The sequence below is a fragment of the Streptococcus sp. 27098_8_134 genome (genome assembly GCF_041431675.1).
Lineage (GTDB): Bacteria > Bacillota > Bacilli > Lactobacillales > Streptococcaceae > Streptococcus > Streptococcus sanguinis_R.
In genome coordinates, this window is the sequence record NZ_JAPVYD010000005.1 from 124,439 (window position 1) to 141,490 (window position 17,052).

General features: G+C 41.8%; 31 protein-coding genes. All 31 read left to right on the forward strand.

Translation table 11 applies throughout. The annotated features are described in order from the left end of the window. Nucleotides 1-4: 4 nt before the first annotated feature. The 31 genes from O3620_RS11115 (at nucleotide 5) to O3620_RS11265 (ending at nucleotide 17,011) form a co-directional block, all read left to right on the forward strand. Nucleotides 5-643, forward strand: a complete 639-nt coding sequence (locus O3620_RS11115) for a uridine kinase (protein WP_371601742.1) — start codon at nucleotides 5-7, stop codon at nucleotides 641-643. Nucleotides 644-1,014: 371 nt separating this feature from the next. Then, nucleotides 1,015-1,323, forward strand: coding sequence for a 30S ribosomal protein S10 (rpsJ, locus tag O3620_RS11120; RefSeq protein WP_002894478.1), 309 nt, complete (start codon nucleotides 1,015-1,017; stop codon nucleotides 1,321-1,323). 83 nt (nucleotides 1,324-1,406) lie between these two features. Further along, nucleotides 1,407-2,033, forward strand: a complete 627-nt coding sequence (rplC, locus tag O3620_RS11125; RefSeq protein ID WP_002894479.1) for a 50S ribosomal protein L3 — start codon at nucleotides 1,407-1,409, stop codon at nucleotides 2,031-2,033. A gap of 24 nt (nucleotides 2,034-2,057) precedes the next feature. After that, nucleotides 2,058-2,681: a 50S ribosomal protein L4 gene (gene rplD, locus O3620_RS11130; RefSeq protein ID WP_002919896.1), complete on the forward strand. Its 624-nt coding sequence runs from the start codon at nucleotides 2,058-2,060 to the stop codon at nucleotides 2,679-2,681. Then, on the forward strand, nucleotides 2,681-2,977 hold the full coding sequence (locus tag O3620_RS11135; RefSeq protein WP_002894481.1) for a 50S ribosomal protein L23: 297 nt from the start codon (nucleotides 2,681-2,683) through the stop codon (nucleotides 2,975-2,977). Before rplD ends, O3620_RS11135 begins: the two co-directional genes overlap by 1 nt. 17 nt (nucleotides 2,978-2,994) lie before the next feature. Continuing rightward, complete coding sequence (gene rplB / locus O3620_RS11140; RefSeq protein WP_002894482.1) at nucleotides 2,995-3,828, forward strand: 50S ribosomal protein L2; 834 nt, start codon at nucleotides 2,995-2,997, stop codon at nucleotides 3,826-3,828. An 85-nt stretch (nucleotides 3,829-3,913) separates the two neighbouring features. Further along, the gene (gene rpsS / locus O3620_RS11145) at nucleotides 3,914-4,195 is read left to right on the forward strand and encodes a 30S ribosomal protein S19 (protein WP_000533766.1); all 282 of its coding nucleotides are present in this window, start codon (nucleotides 3,914-3,916) and stop codon (nucleotides 4,193-4,195) included. Between the two features lie 11 nt (nucleotides 4,196-4,206). Beyond that, nucleotides 4,207-4,551 carry a 50S ribosomal protein L22 gene (rplV, locus tag O3620_RS11150; RefSeq protein ID WP_002894484.1) on the forward strand — a complete coding sequence of 115 codons (345 nt, stop codon included), beginning with the start codon at nucleotides 4,207-4,209 and terminating at the stop codon, nucleotides 4,549-4,551. A 12-nt stretch (nucleotides 4,552-4,563) separates the two neighbouring features. Next, the gene (gene rpsC / locus O3620_RS11155) at nucleotides 4,564-5,217 is read left to right on the forward strand and encodes a 30S ribosomal protein S3 (RefSeq protein WP_002894486.1); all 654 of its coding nucleotides are present in this window, start codon (nucleotides 4,564-4,566) and stop codon (nucleotides 5,215-5,217) included. Nucleotides 5,218-5,220: 3 nt separating this feature from the next. Continuing rightward, on the forward strand, nucleotides 5,221-5,634 hold the full coding sequence (gene rplP / locus O3620_RS11160; RefSeq protein ID WP_000960948.1) for a 50S ribosomal protein L16: 414 nt from the start codon (nucleotides 5,221-5,223) through the stop codon (nucleotides 5,632-5,634). Between the two features lie 9 nt (nucleotides 5,635-5,643). Next, nucleotides 5,644-5,850, forward strand: a complete 207-nt coding sequence (gene rpmC, locus O3620_RS11165) for a 50S ribosomal protein L29 (protein ID WP_002894488.1) — start codon at nucleotides 5,644-5,646, stop codon at nucleotides 5,848-5,850. Between the two features lie 23 nt (nucleotides 5,851-5,873). After that, complete coding sequence (gene rpsQ, locus O3620_RS11170) at nucleotides 5,874-6,134, forward strand: 30S ribosomal protein S17 (protein ID WP_000440801.1); 261 nt, start codon at nucleotides 5,874-5,876, stop codon at nucleotides 6,132-6,134. A gap of 25 nt (nucleotides 6,135-6,159) precedes the next feature. After that, the gene (rplN, locus tag O3620_RS11175) at nucleotides 6,160-6,528 is read left to right on the forward strand and encodes a 50S ribosomal protein L14 (protein WP_002894494.1); all 369 of its coding nucleotides are present in this window, start codon (nucleotides 6,160-6,162) and stop codon (nucleotides 6,526-6,528) included. Nucleotides 6,529-6,603: 75 nt separating this feature from the next. After that, a complete protein-coding gene (gene rplX, locus O3620_RS11180; RefSeq protein WP_002894497.1) occupies nucleotides 6,604-6,909 on the forward strand; it encodes a 50S ribosomal protein L24 in 306 nt (101 codons plus the stop codon). Nucleotides 6,910-6,932: 23 nt separating this feature from the next. Continuing rightward, entirely contained in the window at nucleotides 6,933-7,475 is a 543-nt protein-coding gene (rplE, locus tag O3620_RS11185) for a 50S ribosomal protein L5 (protein ID WP_002894499.1), read from the forward strand. A 17-nt stretch (nucleotides 7,476-7,492) separates the two neighbouring features. Next, nucleotides 7,493-7,678, forward strand: coding sequence for a type Z 30S ribosomal protein S14 (locus tag O3620_RS11190; protein WP_001085697.1), 186 nt, complete (start codon nucleotides 7,493-7,495; stop codon nucleotides 7,676-7,678). A gap of 180 nt (nucleotides 7,679-7,858) precedes the next feature. Further along, nucleotides 7,859-8,257: a 30S ribosomal protein S8 gene (gene rpsH / locus O3620_RS11195; protein WP_002899666.1), complete on the forward strand. Its 399-nt coding sequence runs from the start codon at nucleotides 7,859-7,861 to the stop codon at nucleotides 8,255-8,257. 190 nt (nucleotides 8,258-8,447) lie between these two features. Then, nucleotides 8,448-8,984: a 50S ribosomal protein L6 gene (rplF, locus tag O3620_RS11200; RefSeq protein ID WP_002894503.1), complete on the forward strand. Its 537-nt coding sequence runs from the start codon at nucleotides 8,448-8,450 to the stop codon at nucleotides 8,982-8,984. A gap of 85 nt (nucleotides 8,985-9,069) precedes the next feature. Then, nucleotides 9,070-9,426, forward strand: coding sequence for a 50S ribosomal protein L18 (gene rplR / locus O3620_RS11205; RefSeq protein WP_005592009.1), 357 nt, complete (start codon nucleotides 9,070-9,072; stop codon nucleotides 9,424-9,426). A gap of 17 nt (nucleotides 9,427-9,443) precedes the next feature. Next, the gene (gene rpsE / locus O3620_RS11210) at nucleotides 9,444-9,938 is read left to right on the forward strand and encodes a 30S ribosomal protein S5 (RefSeq protein WP_002894506.1); all 495 of its coding nucleotides are present in this window, start codon (nucleotides 9,444-9,446) and stop codon (nucleotides 9,936-9,938) included. Nucleotides 9,939-9,951: 13 nt separating this feature from the next. Continuing rightward, nucleotides 9,952-10,134 (forward strand): 50S ribosomal protein L30, encoded by a 183-nt coding sequence (rpmD, locus tag O3620_RS11215; protein ID WP_002899668.1) that lies wholly within the window; start codon nucleotides 9,952-9,954, stop codon nucleotides 10,132-10,134. Between the two features lie 154 nt (nucleotides 10,135-10,288). Further along, the gene (rplO, locus tag O3620_RS11220) at nucleotides 10,289-10,729 is read left to right on the forward strand and encodes a 50S ribosomal protein L15 (protein ID WP_002901833.1); all 441 of its coding nucleotides are present in this window, start codon (nucleotides 10,289-10,291) and stop codon (nucleotides 10,727-10,729) included. A gap of 12 nt (nucleotides 10,730-10,741) precedes the next feature. After that, nucleotides 10,742-12,049, forward strand: a complete 1,308-nt coding sequence (secY, locus tag O3620_RS11225) for a preprotein translocase subunit SecY (RefSeq protein ID WP_002919894.1) — start codon at nucleotides 10,742-10,744, stop codon at nucleotides 12,047-12,049. A gap of 173 nt (nucleotides 12,050-12,222) precedes the next feature. Next, entirely contained in the window at nucleotides 12,223-12,861 is a 639-nt protein-coding gene (locus tag O3620_RS11230) for an adenylate kinase (protein WP_002919893.1), read from the forward strand. 117 nt (nucleotides 12,862-12,978) lie between these two features. Further along, the gene (gene infA / locus O3620_RS11235; RefSeq protein WP_001029883.1) at nucleotides 12,979-13,197 is read left to right on the forward strand and encodes a translation initiation factor IF-1; all 219 of its coding nucleotides are present in this window, start codon (nucleotides 12,979-12,981) and stop codon (nucleotides 13,195-13,197) included. 22 nt (nucleotides 13,198-13,219) lie between these two features. Next, nucleotides 13,220-13,336 carry a 50S ribosomal protein L36 gene (rpmJ, locus tag O3620_RS11240; RefSeq protein ID WP_001808836.1) on the forward strand — a complete coding sequence of 39 codons (117 nt, stop codon included), beginning with the start codon at nucleotides 13,220-13,222 and terminating at the stop codon, nucleotides 13,334-13,336. Nucleotides 13,337-13,353: 17 nt separating this feature from the next. Beyond that, on the forward strand, nucleotides 13,354-13,719 hold the full coding sequence (gene rpsM / locus O3620_RS11245) for a 30S ribosomal protein S13 (RefSeq protein WP_002894516.1): 366 nt from the start codon (nucleotides 13,354-13,356) through the stop codon (nucleotides 13,717-13,719). Nucleotides 13,720-13,738: 19 nt separating this feature from the next. Then, a complete protein-coding gene (gene rpsK / locus O3620_RS11250) occupies nucleotides 13,739-14,122 on the forward strand; it encodes a 30S ribosomal protein S11 (protein WP_001118385.1) in 384 nt (127 codons plus the stop codon). A 45-nt stretch (nucleotides 14,123-14,167) separates the two neighbouring features. Next, nucleotides 14,168-15,106, forward strand: coding sequence for a DNA-directed RNA polymerase subunit alpha (locus O3620_RS11255; RefSeq protein WP_002894519.1), 939 nt, complete (start codon nucleotides 14,168-14,170; stop codon nucleotides 15,104-15,106). An 11-nt stretch (nucleotides 15,107-15,117) separates the two neighbouring features. Next, complete coding sequence (rplQ, locus tag O3620_RS11260) at nucleotides 15,118-15,504, forward strand: 50S ribosomal protein L17 (protein ID WP_002894521.1); 387 nt, start codon at nucleotides 15,118-15,120, stop codon at nucleotides 15,502-15,504. A 247-nt stretch (nucleotides 15,505-15,751) separates the two neighbouring features. Beyond that, nucleotides 15,752-17,011, forward strand: coding sequence for a glutamate-cysteine ligase family protein (locus O3620_RS11265; RefSeq protein ID WP_002899672.1), 1,260 nt, complete (start codon nucleotides 15,752-15,754; stop codon nucleotides 17,009-17,011). Nucleotides 17,012-17,052: the final 41 nt, after the last annotated feature.

Here is a 17,052-nt window from a genome sequence, read left to right on the forward strand (position 1 = left end):
AGCTATGTCTGATGAAGAGAAATTGCTGAAAAGATTGACAGCGTATCTGTCAGACGACCAAAAACATACCCTTCGTATTTATGGTCATGGTGCTTCGGGGAAGTCGACTTTTGCTCGAAAACTCCAGCTAGCCTTGGGTGAGGACCGAACCAATCTGCTGGGAACAGATCCTTATGTAATTACTGGAGAGTATCGAGATTTGCTCAGTTCCAAAGATTTTCCTCATCAAAAAGTCACAGCCTGCCTCCCAGCCGTTCATGAACTCGGGAGTCTGGAGCGAGATATTTGTGCCTTGCAGTCTGGTCTGGATATTCTGACCATTGGCACAGCTTGGTCGCCTAGCTTGCGATTATCAGCCCAAAAGCCTATTCTGATAGTAGAAGGTATGTCGGCTGCCTTTTTGCCTGAAAGTTTGTTTGATTTGTCGATTTGCTTTTACACGGATAATCAGACTGAGTTAGAACGCCGCTTGGCTCGGGACGTGGCTGTGCGAGAGCGCAGATCAGATTGGATAAAGCAGACACATCTAGCTCGACGAGAGCAATATAAGCACTTTTATCAACCCTATCTAGCGGCTGCAGACCTTGTCGTCTGCCAGTCAGGTAACAGCTTTCGCATCGAAAAGGACAGCTCTTTGCTATAAAACAAGTAGCCAAGGGTAAATTTTCATTTTTTATCTCACTGATGTGCGTCAGTGAGATTTTGTATTTTCTGAATACAAAATCGAATAAATAGGTGAAAAGTCTAAATTTTCTTCTAGATAATGACTTACAAGACTTATAAATTGTTTAGAAAACACTTTCATAAAAAATCATCCTAAAAATCTTTAAAAAATTACTCAAATCCCTTGCAATGACTGGTTCTTTGTGTTAAGATACTATGGTGCTGTAAAAAAACAGCGTGTAGCTTTGATGCAAGAGGTTGCGACACGCTCGGTTGCATTGCCACGCAATCACCTGTCGGTTTTCTTGTGGAGCTAGCCTATTATCTTAAATAGACGAAAAGGAGAAAAAGATGGCAAACAAAAAAATCCGCATCCGTTTGAAAGCTTACGAACATCGTACACTTGATACAGCGGCTGCAAAAATCGTAGAAACTGCTACTCGTACTGGTGCTGAAGTTGCGGGTCCAATCCCACTTCCAACTGAGCGCAGCCTCTACACAATCATTCGTGCGACTCACAAATACAAAGACTCTCGCGAACAATTTGAAATGCGTACTCACAAACGCCTGATCGACATCATCAACCCAACTCAAAAAACAGTTGACGCTTTGATGAAATTGGATCTTCCAAGTGGTGTGAACGTAGAGATTAAACTTTAATCTAAAGCTTGATCTAAACCAGAGCATAAAAAACGCTCGTTAAAAACTTTTTGAAAAAAATATAGAAAAGGAAACATTTTCTCATGACAAAAGGAATCTTAGGGAAAAAAGTGGGAATGACTCAAATCTTCACTGAAGCTGGCGAATTAATCCCTGTAACTGTTGTTGAAGCAGCTCCAAACGTTGTTCTTCAAGTTAAAACAGTTGAAACAGATGGTTACAACGCAGTTCAAGTTGGTTTTGATGACCTTCGTGACGTATTGAGCAACAAACCTGCCAAAGGCCATGTAGCGAAAGCTAACACAGCTCCTAAGCGCTTCATTCGTGAATTCAAAAACATTGAAGGCTTGGAAGTAGGAGCAGAAATCACTGTCGATACATTCGAAGCTGGTGATGTTGTTGATGTAACAGGAACTTCAAAAGGTAAAGGTTTCCAAGGTGTTATCAAGCGCCACGGCCAATCTCGTGGTCCGATGGCTCACGGTTCACGTTACCATCGTCGTCCTGGTTCAATGGGACCAGTTGCGCCAAACCGCGTGTTCAAAAACAAACGCTTGGCTGGACGTATGGGTGGCAACCGTGTAACGATTCAAAACCTTGAAATCGTACAGGTTGTTCCAGAGAAGAACGTTATCTTGATTAAAGGTAACGTACCAGGTGCTAAGAAATCTCTTATCACTATCAAGTCAGCAGTTAAAGCTGGTAAATAATAAAGAAAGGGGAAATCAGTCACAATGGCAAACGTAAAATTATTTGACCAAACTGGTAAAGAAGCTGGTGAAGTAGTTCTGAACGATGCGGTCTTTGGTATTGAACCAAATGAATCAGTTGTCTTTGATGTTATCATCAGCCAACGCGCTAGCCTTCGTCAAGGAACTCACGCTGTTAAAAACCGTTCTGCAGTGTCAGGCGGCGGACGCAAACCATGGCGTCAAAAAGGAACTGGACGTGCTCGTCAAGGTTCTATCCGCTCTCCACAATGGCGTGGTGGTGGTATCGTATTCGGTCCAACTCCTCGTTCATATGCTTACAAACTTCCACGTAAAGTTCGTAGATTAGCATTGAAATCAGTTTACTCTGAAAAAGTTGCTGAAAACAAATTCGTAGCTGTAGACAGCCTTTCATTTACAGCTCCAAAAACTGCTGAGTTTGTAAAAGTGCTTGCTGCACTGAGCATCGATACGAAAGTTCTTGTTATCCTTGAAGAAGGAAATGAATTCGCTGCACTTTCAGCTCGCAACCTTCCAAACGTGAAAGTTGCAACTGCAACAACTGCAAGCGTTCTGGACATCGTAAACAGCGATAAACTTCTGGTTACTCAGGCAGCTATCTCTAAAATTGAGGAGGTTCTTGCATAATGAATTTGTACGACGTAATCAAAAAACCTGTTATCACTGAAGGTTCAATGGCTCAGTACGAAGCAGGCAAATACGTATTTGAAGTGGACACTCGCGCTCACAAGCTCTTGATCAAGCAAGCTGTTGAAGCTGCTTTTGAAGGAGTTAAGGTTGCTAACGTTAACACTATCAATGTAAAACCAAAAGCAAAACGCGTTGGACGTTACACTGGTTTTACAAACAAAACTAAAAAAGCTATCGTAACACTGACAGCTGATTCTAAAGCAATCGAGTTGTTCGGTGCAGAAGAAGAATAATCTAAGGAGGAAATATCGTGGGAATTCGTGTTTATAAACCAACAACAAACGGTCGCCGTAATATGACTTCTTTGGATTTCGCTGAAATCACTACCAGCACTCCAGAAAAATCTTTGCTTGTTTCTTTAAAGAGCAAGGCTGGTCGTAATAACAACGGTCGCATCACTGTTCGTCACCAAGGTGGCGGCCACAAGCGTCACTACCGTTTGATTGACTTCAAGCGTAACAAAGACGCTGTTGAAGCAGTTGTAAAAACAATCGAGTATGATCCAAATCGTTCAGCAAACATCGCTTTGGTTCACTACACTGACGGTGTGAAGGCTTATATCATCGCTCCTAAAGGTCTTGAAGTTGGGCAACGCATCGTTTCAGGTCCTGAAGCAGATATCAAAGTCGGAAACGCTCTTCCGCTTGCTAATATCCCAGTTGGTACTTTGGTTCACAACATTGAGTTGAAGCCAGGCCGCGGTGGAGAATTGGTTCGTGCTGCTGGAGCTTCTGCTCAAGTATTGGGTCAAGAAGGTAAGTACACTCTTGTTCGTCTTCAATCAGGCGAAGTTCGTATGATTCTTGGTACTTGCCGCGCTACAGTTGGTGTTGTCGGAAACGAACAACATGGACTTGTAAACCTTGGTAAAGCAGGACGTAGCCGTTGGAAAGGTATCCGCCCAACAGTTCGCGGTTCTGTAATGAACCCTAACGATCACCCACACGGTGGTGGTGAAGGTAAAGCACCAGTTGGTCGTAAAGCGCCATCTACTCCATGGGGCAAACCTGCTCTTGGACTTAAAACTCGTAACAAAAAAGCGAAATCTGACAAACTTATCGTTCGTCGTCGCAACGAGAAATAATTTAAAACAATCTATCCGCCAGCTCGGTAGCGCTGCATAGTCAGCGCAGGCCGCTGTGGTACTTATTTAAAGGAGAAAATATAAAATGGGACGCAGTCTTAAAAAAGGACCTTTCGTCGATGAGCATCTGATGAAGAAAGTTGAAGCTCAAGCTAACGACGAAAAGAAAAAAGTTATCAAAACTTGGTCACGTCGTTCAACGATCTTCCCAAGTTTCATTGGTTACACAATCGCAGTTTATGACGGACGTAAACACGTACCTGTTTACATCCAGGAAGACATGGTAGGTCACAAGCTTGGTGAATTTGCGCCAACTCGTACTTACAAGGGTCACGCTGCAGACGACAAGAAAACACGTAGAAAATAAGGAGAACATAAATGGCAGAAATTACTTCAGCTAAAGCAATGGCTCGTACAGTGCGTGTTTCACCTCGTAAATCTCGTCTGGTTCTTGACAATATTCGTGGTAAAAACGTCGCTGACGCAATCGCAATCTTGAAATTCACGCCAAACAAAGCTGCTGGCATTATCGAAAAAGTTTTGAACTCTGCAATCGCTAATGCTGAAAACAACTTTGGTTTGGAAAAAGCAAACTTGGTAGTATCTGAAGCTTTCGCAAACGAAGGACCAACTATGAAACGTTTCCGTCCGCGCGCTAAAGGTTCAGCTTCACCAATCAACAAACGCACAAGCCACATCACTGTGGTTGTTGCAGAAAAATAAGGAGGTAACATCGTGGGTCAAAAAGTACATCCAATTGGTATGCGTGTCGGCATCATCCGTGATTGGGATGCCAAATGGTATGCTGAAAAAGAATACGCGGATTACCTTCATGAAGATCTTGCAATCCGTAAATTCGTTCAAAAAGAATTGGCTGACGCAGCGATTTCAACTATTGAAATTGAACGCGCAGTAAACAAAGTAAACGTTTCTCTTCACACTGCTAAGCCAGGTATGGTTATCGGTAAAGGTGGAGCAAACGTTGATGCACTCCGTGCAAAACTCAACAAATTGACTGGAAAACAAGTCCACATCAACATCATCGAAATCAAGCGTCCTGACTTGGATGCGCATCTGGTTGGTGAAGGAATTGCTCGCCAGCTTGAGCAGCGTGTTGCTTTCCGTCGTGCTCAAAAACAAGCTATCCAACGTACAATGCGTGCAGGAGCTAAAGGAATCAAAACTCAAGTATCAGGTCGTTTGAATGGTGCAGATATTGCCCGCAGCGAAGGTTACTCTGAGGGAACTGTTCCGCTTCACACTCTTCGTGCGGATATCGATTACGCTTGGGAAGAAGCTGACACTACTTACGGTAAACTGGGTGTTAAAGTCTGGATCTACCGTGGAGAAGTCCTTCCAGCTCGTAAAAACACTAAAGGAGGTAAATAACCAATGTTAGTACCTAAACGTGTTAAACACCGTCGCGAATTCCGTGGAAAAATGCGCGGTGAAGCTAAAGGCGGAAAAGAAGTGGCATTTGGAGAATACGGTCTTCAAGCAACTACTAGCCACTGGATCACTAACCGCCAAATCGAAGCTGCCCGTATCGCTATGACTCGTTACATGAAGCGTGGTGGTAAAGTTTGGATTAAAATCTTCCCACACAAATCATACACTGCAAAAGCTATCGGTGTACGGATGGGTTCTGGTAAAGGTGCTCCAGAAGGTTGGGTTGCGCCAGTTAAGCGTGGCAAAGTAATGTTTGAAGTTGCTGGCGTTTCAGAAGAAATCGCTCGCGAAGCGCTTCGCCTTGCAAGCCACAAACTTCCAGTTAAATGTAAATTCGTAAAACGTGAAGCAGAATAAGGAGAAGGCATGAAACTTAATGAAGTAAAAGAATTTGTTAAAGAACTTCGTGGTCTTTCTCAAGAAGAACTCGCGAAGCGTGAAAATGAATTGAAGAAAGAATTGTTTGATCTTCGTTTCCAAGCAGCTGCTGGCCAATTGGAACAGACAGCTCGTTTGAAAGAAGTGAAAAAACAAATCGCTCGTATCAAAACTGTTCAATCAGAAGTTAAATAATAGACTAGGGAAGGAGAATTTCAATGGAACGCAATAATCGTAAAGTTCTTGTCGGACGCGTTGTTTCTGACAAAATGGACAAAACAATCACAGTTGTAGTTGAAACTAAACGTAACCACCCAGTCTATGGTAAACGTATTAACTACTCTAAGAAGTACAAAGCACATGACGAAAACAATGTTGCCAAAGAAGGCGATATCGTTCGTATCATGGAAACTCGTCCGCTTTCAGCTACAAAACGCTTCCGTCTTGTAGAAGTCGTTGAAGAAGCGGTTATCATCTAATCAAACCAGAAAGGAGAAAACTTAAATGATTCAAACAGAAACTCGTTTGAAAGTTGCCGACAACAGCGGCGCTCGCGAAATCTTGACAATCAAAGTTCTTGGTGGCTCAGGACGTAAGTTCGCTAACATCGGTGATGTAATCGTTGCGTCTGTAAAACAAGCTACTCCTGGTGGTGCGGTTAAGAAAGGTGACGTTGTAAAAGCTGTTATCGTTCGTACTAAATCAGGTGCTCGTCGTAAAGATGGTTCATACATCAAATTTGACGAAAACGCTGCAGTCATCATCCGTGAAGACAAAACTCCTCGCGGAACTCGTATCTTCGGCCCAGTTGCTCGTGAATTGCGTGACGGCGGCTTCATGAAGATCGTATCATTGGCTCCAGAAGTACTTTAATCAAAATTAACAAACACAGTCCCCTGGCAAAAGTCAGGGTGCCCCTATGGGCGTAAGAATTAAGAGGAGAAATAAATGTTTGTAAAAAAAGGCGACAAAGTTCGCGTAATTGCTGGTAAAGACAAGGGTGTTGAAGCGCTTGTTGTTACAGCTCTTCCAAAAGTAAACAAAGTTGTTGTTGAAGGTGTAAACATCGTTAAGAAACACCAAAAACCAAATAACGAAAACCCTCAAGGTGCTATCGTGGAAAAAGAAGCACCGATCCATGTGTCAAACGTTCAAGTTCTTGACAAGAATGGAGTTGCAGGACGTGTTGGCTACAAGTTTGTAGACGGCAAAAAAGTTCGTTACAATAAAAAATCAGGCGAAGTGCTTGACTAATCACGAAGGAAAGGAGAAGTATAATGGCAAATCGTTTAAAAGAAAAATATCTTAAAGAAGTAGTTCCAGCTTTGACTGAAAAGTTCAACTACTCATCTGTTATGGCTGTGCCAAAAGTGGATAAAATCGTTTTGAACATGGGTGTCGGTGACGCTGTATCAAACGCTAAAAACCTTGAAAAAGCTGCTGAAGAATTGGCTCTTATCTCAGGTCAAAAACCACTTATCACTAAAGCTAAAAAATCAATCGCCGGCTTCCGTCTTCGTGAAGGTGTAGCGATCGGTGCTAAAGTAACCCTTCGTGGAGAACGTATGTATGAATTCTTGGATAAATTGGTTTCAGTTTCTCTTCCACGTGTTCGTGACTTCCACGGTGTTCCAACAAAATCTTTTGATGGACGCGGAAACTACACACTTGGTGTGAAAGAACAATTGATCTTCCCAGAAATCAACTTTGATGACGTTGATAAGACTCGCGGTCTTGACATCGTTATCGTAACAACTGCTAACACTGACGAAGAGTCACGCGAATTGCTTACAGGCCTTGGAATGCCTTTTGCAAAATAATATAGGAGGTAAAACAAATGGCTAAAAAATCAATGATTGCTAAGAACAAACGCCCAGCTAAGTTCTCTACGCAAGCTTATACTCGTTGTGAAAAATGTGGCCGTCCACATTCCGTTTACCGCAAGTTTAAACTTTGCCGTGTTTGCTTCCGTGAATTAGCATACAAAGGACAAATCCCTGGCGTTACCAAAGCATCTTGGTAATTCTAGCTTCCAATTCCGTCAAGATTCTTCGTTATCGGCTTTTGCCTAACTTAAGTTATGCCTACAAGCCGATGCCTAGACTCACTTAGGAATTGAAACCTAGAAACATATTCTGAGCATAGCTCAATCATTAACTAGCAAGTGCAGCTTGCAAACTACTAGTAAGAGGAGAAATATAAAATGGTTATGACTGACCCAATTGCAGACTTTCTGACACGTATCCGTAATGCTAACCAAGCAAACCACGAAGTGCTTGAAGTGCCTGCATCAAACATCAAAAAAGGGATTGCTGAAATCCTGAAGCGTGAAGGTTTTGTAAAAAACGTTGAAATCATCGAAGATGATAAACAAGGCATCATCCGTGTATTCCTTAAATACGGACAAAATGGTGAAAAAGTTATCACTGGTTTGAAACGCGTTTCAAAACCAGGTCTGCGTGTTTACAAGAAACGCGAAGATCTTCCAAAAGTTCTGAACGGACTTGGAATTGCTATCCTTTCAACATCTGAAGGCTTGCTGACTGACAAAGAAGCACGCCAAAAGAATGTTGGTGGTGAGGTTATCGCTTACGTTTGGTAATATTTAGTTCCCAATTTCTTTGTGACTCTTCGTTATCGTCTCTTGCCTAACCCAAAGTTATGCCTGCGAGACGATGCCTAGATTCACTTTGAAACTGAAACCTAAATGTTCCTTTAAATCGAGAAATCGATTTAAGCCCCCGTGAAAACTGGTCGCTTACGGCCTGACAATCTAACAGGAGAATATATACATGTCACGTATTGGTAATAAAGTTATCGTGTTGCCTGCTGGTGTTGAGATCAGCAACAAAGACAACGTTGTAACTGTAAAAGGACCTAAAGGAGAACTGACTCGTGAGTTCTCAAAAGATATTGAAATCCGTGTGGAAGGAACTGAAGTAACTCTTCACCGTCCAAACGATTCAAAAGAAATGAAAACAATCCACGGAACAACTCGTGCCCTTTTGAACAACATGGTTGTTGGTGTATCAGAAGGATTCAAGAAAGAACTTGAAATGCGTGGGGTTGGTTACCGTGCTCAACTTCAAGGCAAAAAGCTTGTACTTTCAGTTGGTAAATCTCATCCAGACGAAGTAGAAGCTCCAGAAGGCATCACTTTTGAACTTCCAAACCCAACGACTATCGTTGTCAGCGGAATTTCAAAAGAAGTAGTTGGACAAACAGCAGCTTACGTACGTAGCCTGCGTGCTCCAGAGCCATACAAAGGTAAAGGTATCCGCTACGTTGGTGAATTCGTTCGCCGTAAAGAAGGTAAAACTGGTAAATAATCTTGTCTGGCTGATTTTTTCAGCCAAACAAGCTGTTTTCCAAGGTTGTGCATAAGCACAAGATTAAAATTAAGAGGTGAAAATTGTGATTACGAAACCAGATAAAAACAAAGTCCGCCAAAAACGCCACCGTCGCGTTCGCGGAAAACTCTCTGGAACTGCTGATCGCCCACGTTTGAACGTATTCCGTTCTAATACAGGCATCTACGCTCAAGTGATTGATGACGTAGCGGGTGTAACGCTCGCAAGCGCTTCAACTCTTGACAAAGAAGTTTCAAAAGGAACTAAAACAGAACAAGCCGTTGTTGTTGGTAAGCTCGTTGCTGAACGTGCAGTTGCTAAAGGTATTTCTGAAGTCGTCTTCGACCGCGGTGGATATCTCTATCACGGACGTGTAAAAGCTTTGGCTGATGCAGCTCGTGAAAACGGATTGAAATTCTAAGAGGAGGACACTAGAAAATGGCATTTAAAGACAACGCAGTTGAACTTGAAGAACGCTTAGTTGCCATCAACCGTGTTACAAAAGTTGTTAAAGGTGGACGTCGTCTTCGCTTTGCAGCTCTTGTAGTTGTTGGTGATCGCAATGGTCGTGTTGGCTTCGGTACTGGTAAAGCTCAAGAAGTACCAGAAGCAATCCGCAAAGCAGTTGAAGATGCGAAGAAGAATTTGATTGAAGTACCAATGGTTGGCACAACAATTCCTCACGAAGTTCTTTCAGAATTTGGCGGAGCGAAAGTATTGCTTAAGCCAGCTGTTGAGGGTTCTGGAGTTGCTGCCGGTGGTGCGGTTCGTGCCGTCATCGAGTTGGCAGGTGTAGCAGATGTTACATCTAAATCTCTTGGCTCTAACACTCCAATCAACATCGTTCGCGCAACTGTTGAAGGTTTGAAACAATTAAAACGCGCTGAAGAAGTTGCTGCCCTTCGTGGTATTTCAGTTTCTGACTTGGCATAAGAAAGGGGATAACATGGCTCAAATTAAAATTACTTTGACTAAGTCTCCAATCGGACGCATCCCGTCACAACGTAAAACTGTTGTAGCACTTGGACTTGGCAAATTGAACAGCTCAGTTATCAAAGAAGATAACCCAGCAGTACGTGGTATGATTACTGCAGTATCACACTTGGTAACTGTTGAAGACGTTAAATAAGCTTTGCTGGTTTAACAACTTTAAATTAAAATACGTTAGGGGATGGGATTTTCTCAGCCCCTAAAACTAAATATATGTATAGGCGAGTTTATATAGGAGACACCTTTTCTCCTATATGAGCGCTAGCATTTTACAAAAGAGGAGAAATAATATAATGAAACTTCATGAATTACAACCTGCTGCAGGTTCTCGTAAAGTCCGCAACCGTGTTGGTCGTGGTACATCATCTGGTAACGGTAAAACATCTGGCCGTGGTCAAAAAGGTCAAAAAGCTCGTAGCGGTGGCGGCGTTCGCCTTGGTTTTGAAGGTGGACAAACTCCATTGTTCCGTCGTCTTCCAAAACGTGGCTTCCTGAACATCAACCGCAAAGAATATGCAATTGTTAACCTTGACCAACTGAACGCCTTTGAAGATGGCGCTGAAGTAACACCAGTTGTTCTCATCGAAGCAGGTATTGTAAAAGCTGAAAAATCAGGTATCAAGATTCTTGGTAACGGAGAATTGACAAAGAAATTGACTGTTAAGGCAGCTAAATTCTCTAAATCAGCTGAAGAAGCTATCACTGCTAAAGGTGGTTCAGTGGAAGTCATCTAAGCGAGGTGACCTATGTTTTTCAAACTATTAAAAGACGCATTTAAAATCAAACAGGTACGGTCTAAGATTCTATTCACGATTTTTATCATCTTAGTTTTCCGTATCGGTACAACCATAACAGTTCCAGGGATTAATGCCAAAGCTTTGAGCAACTTGAATGATTTGCCATTCCTGAATATGCTGAGCTTGGTCTCTGGTAACGCTATGCGCAACTTCTCTGTCTTTGCACTTGGAGTCAGTCCTTACATCACAGCTTCGATCGTTGTTCAGTTGCTGCAAATGGACTTACTTCCGAAGTTTGTAGAGTGGGGCAAGCAAGGGGAAGTAGGACGGAGGAAGCTGAATCAAGCGACCCGTTATATCGCCCTAGTTTTGGCCTTTGTGCAGGCAATTGGGATTACCGCTGGTTTTGATACTCTCTCAAGAGCTAATCTGGTTGCTAATCCTAATGTTCAGACCTACGCTTTGATTTGCGTTCTTCTAGCAACTGGTTCTATGATTGTGACTTGGCTGGGAGAGCAGATTACGGATAAGGGTTACGGTAACGGTGTTTCCATGATTATCTTTGCTGGTATCGTCTCAGCTATCCCTGATATGATTAAAGGGATCTATGAAGATTACTTCGTCAATATTCCGAGCGAACGATTGACTTCATCTTTCATTTTTGTAGGAATTCTGATTGTGGCAGTCCTGCTGATTATCTACTTTACAACCTTTGTACAGCAGGCTGAATATAAAATTCCAATTCAGTATACGAAAGTAGCTAAGGGGGCACCTTCAAGCTCCTATCTGCCGCTGAAAGTCAATCCAGCTGGAGTTATTCCTGTAATCTTCGCCAGCTCCATTACTGCTGCACCGGCAGCGATTTTCCAAGTTGCCAGTGCCATGGGTTATGATGCAGAGTGGGTTAAGACAGCTCAGTCACTTTTGGCAACAACGACCATTAGTGGTATGTTCATGTACGCCTTCCTGATTGTCCTCTTTACATTCTTCTATACCTTTGTACAGATTAATCCAGAGAAGACAGCAGAGAATCTGCAAAAGAGCGGAGCTTACATCCCAGGTGTTCGTCCTGGTAAAGGAACAGAAGACTACATGTCTAAACTGCTGCGCCGTTTGGCAACAGTTGGTGCTCTCTTCCTAGGTGTCATTTCCATTCTGCCTATTGTAGCTAAAGATGTATTTGGATTGACAGATGCCGTTGCTCTTGGAGGAACCAGTCTCTTGATCATCATCTCAACTGGTATTGAGGGAATGAAACAGCTAGAAGGCTACCTGCTGAAGAGAAAGTATGTCGGCTTTATGGATACTTCAGAGTAAGGGAACTTTTGAATTGCTTTTCTAATGAGAAGCTAGTTCAGATAACCTTTCTTGAACCGAAAATAAACAAAATAAAAGGGGACAGAGTAGACTCACCCCCTTCTATTTTGTTTTTAAATGAGTTTATTAATCGGTTTAATAGATTGCTTTAAAAACAAAAAAGGAGACCAATCATGAATCTTTTGATTATGGGCTTACCAGGTGCTGGTAAAGGAACTCAAGCTGCTAAAATCGTTGAGCATTTCAATGTTGCACATATTTCAACTGGAGATATGTTCCGTGCGGCGATTGCTAACCAAACAGAGATGGGCGTTTTGGCCAAGTCATATATTGACAAGGGCGAGTTGGTCCCAGACCAAGTGACAAACGGTATTGTCAAAGAGCGTTTGAGTCAAGACGATATTAAGCAAACAGGCTTCCTCTTGGATGGTTACCCACGTACGATTGAGCAAGCAAATGCCTTGGATCAAACGCTAGCAGAGCTTGATTTGGCTTTGGACGGCGTTATAAATATCGAAGTAGATCCTAACAGCTTATTGGAGCGTTTGAGCGGCCGGATTATCCATCGTGAAACAGGCGAAACCTTCCACAAGGTCTTCAATCCGCCAGCAGACTACAAGGAAGAGGATTATTACCAGCGCGAAGATGATAAGCCTGAGACAGTTAAACGTCGTTTGGATGTTAATATTGCTCAGGGTCAGCCGATTATTGAACATTATCGCAGCAAAGGTCTGGTCCATGATATTCAAGGAAATCAAGATATTAATGATGTCTTCTCAGCTATCGAAAAAGTCTTGACAAATTTGAAATAAAAGCGTTTTTCCTGCTTGCAATATTTGACAAGTAGTGATACAATGAATTAGTCTGACTTATAATTGTTACCTCTGTGCTCAGAGGGATCAAATCGAAATTTATGGAGGTACTTTTGCGTGGCAAAAGACGATGTGATTGAGGTTGAAGGCAAGGTAGTTGATACAATGCCTAATGCAATGTTTACGGTTGAACTTGAAAATGGACATCAGATTTTAGCAACAGTTTCTGGTAAAATTCGTAAAAACTATATTCGTATTTTAGCGGGAGACCGTGTGACTGTAGAAATGAGTCCTTATGATTTGACACGTGGACGGATCACATACCGCTTTAAATAATCGAAAAACTTGGAGGGAAAAAATGAAAGTAAGACCATCGGTCAAACCAATTTGCGAATACTGCAAAGTTATTCGTCGTAATGGTCGTGTTATGGTAATTTGCCCAGCAAATCCAAAACACAAACAACGTCAAGGATAAGATAGAAAGGAGAAAAAATGGCTCGTATTGCTGGAGTTGACATTCCAAATGACAAACGTGTAGTCGTTTCACTGACTTATGTGTACGGTATCGGACTTCCAACTTCTAAGAAAATCTTGGCAGCTGCTGGAGTTTCAGAAGACATCCGTGTAAAAGATCTTACAATCGAACAAGAAGACGCTATCCGTCGTGAAGTAGATGCGATTAAAGTTGAAGGTGACCTTCGTCGTGAAGTAAACTTGAACATCAAACGTTTGATGGAAATCGGTTCATACCGTGGAATCCGTCACCGTCGTGGACTTCCTGTCCGTGGACAAAACACTAAAAATAACGCCCGCACTCGTAAAGGTAAAGCTGTTGCGATTGCAGGTAAGAAAAAATAATATAAGGAGGTAAAAAGTCTTGGCTAAACCAACACGTAAACGTCGTGTGAAGAAAAATATCGAATCCGGTATTGCTCATATTCACGCTACATTTAATAACACTATTGTTATGATTACTGATGTGCATGGTAACGCGATTGCTTGGTCATCTGCTGGAGCTCTTGGATTTAAAGGTTCTCGTAAATCTACACCATTTGCTGCCCAAATGGCATCTGAAGCAGCTGCTAAATCTGCACAGGAACACGGTCTGAAATCAGTTGAAGTTACTGTAAAAGGTCCAGGTTCTGGTCGTGAGTCTGCTATTCGTGCTCTTGCTGCCGCTGGTCTTGAAGTAACAGCTATTCGTGATGTGACTCCTGTACCACACAATGGTGCTCGTCCTCCAAAACGTCGCCGTGTATAATCACCAACCGTTACACTGCTTTTCGTTTAAGAGGGAGTATAGCAAATGATTGAGTTTGAAAAACCAAATATAACAAAAATTGATGAAAATAAAGATTATGGCAAGTTTGTAGTAGAGCCGCTTGAGCGTGGTTATGGTACAACACTGGGAAATTCTCTTCGCCGTGTGCTTTTGGCTTCACTTCCAGGTGCTGCTGTTACTTCAATTAATATTGAAGGTGTTTTGCACGAGTTTGATACAATTTCCGGTGTCCGCGAAGACGTGATGCAAATTATTCTGAACGTCAAAGGAATTGCTGTAAAATCTTACGTCCAAGACGAAAAGATTATTGAACTGGATGTTGAAGGCCCAGCAGAAGTAACTGCCGGAGACATTTTGACAGACAGTGATATTGAAATTATAAACCCTGATCATTATCTCTTTACAATCGGAGAAGGCGCAAGCTTTAAGGCAACGATGACTGTCAACAGCGGTCGTGGTTATGTGCCTGCAGATGAAAATAAGAAAGATGATGCACCAGTGGGAACACTTGCGGTGGATTCTATCTATACGCCAGTGACAAAAGTTAATTACCAGGTTGAGCCAGCTCGTGTTGGTAGCAACGATGGTTTTGACAAACTAACCCTTGAAATTTTAACGAATGGAACAATTATTCCAGAAGATGCTTTGGGACTTTCAGCCCGCATCCTTACGGAACATTTGAATCTCTTCACTAATCTGACAGAAGTAGCTATCGCTGCAGACGTTATGAAGGAAGCAGAAAAGACTTCTGATGACCGCATTTTGGAACGGACCATCGAAGAATTAGATTTGTCAGTTCGCTCATACAACTGTTTGAAACGTGCAGGTATCAATACTGTATTTGATTTGACAGAAAAATCTGAGCCTGAAATGATGAAAGTTCGTAACTTGGGACGCAAGAGTCTGGAAGAAGTAAAAGTTAAACTTGCTGATCTCGGTCTGGGGTTAAAAAACGATAAATAAAGGAGGAATACATGGCTTACCGTAAACTAGGACGCACTAGCTCGCAACGTAAAGCGATGCTTCGCGATTTGACTACTGATTTGCTGATCAACGAATCAATCGTGACAACTGAAGCTCGTGCTAAAGAAATCCGTAAAACAGTAGAAAAAATGATTACATTGGGCAAACGTGGAGACTTGCACGCTCGTCGTCAAGCTGCAGCTTTTGTACGTAATGAAATCGCATCAGAAAACTATGATGAAGCAACAGAAAAGTATACTACAACTACTGCTCTTCAAAAATTGTTCTCTGAGATTGCACCACGCTATGCAGAGCGCAACGGTGGATATACTCGTATCCTGAAAACTGAACCGCGCCGTGGAGATGCTGCGCCAATGGCAATCATCGAATTAGTTTAAGATCATCAATCTTTGTTGAGTGTTATGATGATGGAATAGAATCTCTATTCTTAGTCTAGCTCTGGTCTACCGCTAGGATTCTTTCCTAGCGGGAACACTCATCATATAGTTGATAATAGGTAGACGCTTGTTTACGAAATTGCTTTTAAGGCAAAAACAATTTCGTAAGCAGGCGTTTTTGCATGAGGCTAGGAAAATACCTGAAATTTTGTTATAATACTTTAACACTATCAAAAATTTATAGGAAATGGAAATGATGGATTCAATCCAAATTTTAAAAGAACGCTATTTAAAGAATATCAAAGAAAATCCAACTGTCTACATTGGCATTGAGTTAGAATTTCCTATTGTCAATAGCCAGGGCGGAGCGACTGATACAAATGTGGCCAAGAATCTCTTGAAGCATCTATTGGAAGAGTATGATTTTGAGTCGGAACGATTTGATAGAGATGGCAATCCCATCCAACTGAAATCTACTAAAAATGAAGACAGGATTCTTTTTGAGGTCTCTTACAATACTTTGGAATTTGCTTTTGCCAAGGCTAGTAGAATTCAAGAAGTTGAAGAGCGTTTTAAGAACTATCTGAACATTATTCAGCCAATTCTGCGCGAAGAAGACCATGAAATTCAAGGAGAAGGTATTCATCCTTTCTGGGCAGAAAATGATAATAGTCCAGTTAAGTATCCAAGATATGAAATGTTGATGCAGTATTTAGCTATGGGAAAGAACATGGATGGTCTGCACAATTATCCGGAATATGGCGCTTTTATTTGTGGGAGTCAAGTGCAGCTGGATGTCTCAAGAGAAAATTATTTAACTGTTATCAATGTCTTCAATCAAATTGAAGCTGCTAAAGCCTATCTATTTGCCAATTCAGAGTTTTCAGATTCTTCTTGGGATACAAAAATAGCTCGGGATATTTTCTGGGAGCAATCGATGCATGGCATTTTACAGGAAAATGCGGGTGTGAATTCAAAAGATTTTCAAACTGAAGATGAATTTTTTGCATATCTTAATAGATCAGCACTTTTTACTGCCGAACGTGAGGGTAAATCCTATTATTTCTATCCGATAGCTGCTAATGAATACTTGATCCAGAGAACTATTGAAGCTTATAGCCTCTCGGGTGAGAAAGTAAACTTGACACCAAAGGAAGCAGACTTCAAGAATCACAGAAGTTACCAGTATCAAGATTTGACGACACGGGGGACAGTAGAGTTTCGGAGCGTCTGCACCCAGCCTTTTGATAAAACTTTTGCTTCTGCCGCTTTTCATCTTGGTATTTTAGAAAACTTGGAGAATGTAAAAGCCTATTTACAAGATGCTCCCTTCTTTCAGCAGGAAGGTCGGAATTACAAAGCTTTAAGAAGAAAGTTTTCTAAAAAAGAGATGACCGCAAGTGAAAGAGAACATATTTATGAATTCACAAAGACTTTGCTTCAGCTGGCGAGAGCTGGTTTAATAGCACGTCAACTAGGAGAGGAAGTATATCTACCCGCACCTTAAAAGATAAAAACTCCCTGATGAATAAAAACTTCAAAAAAAAT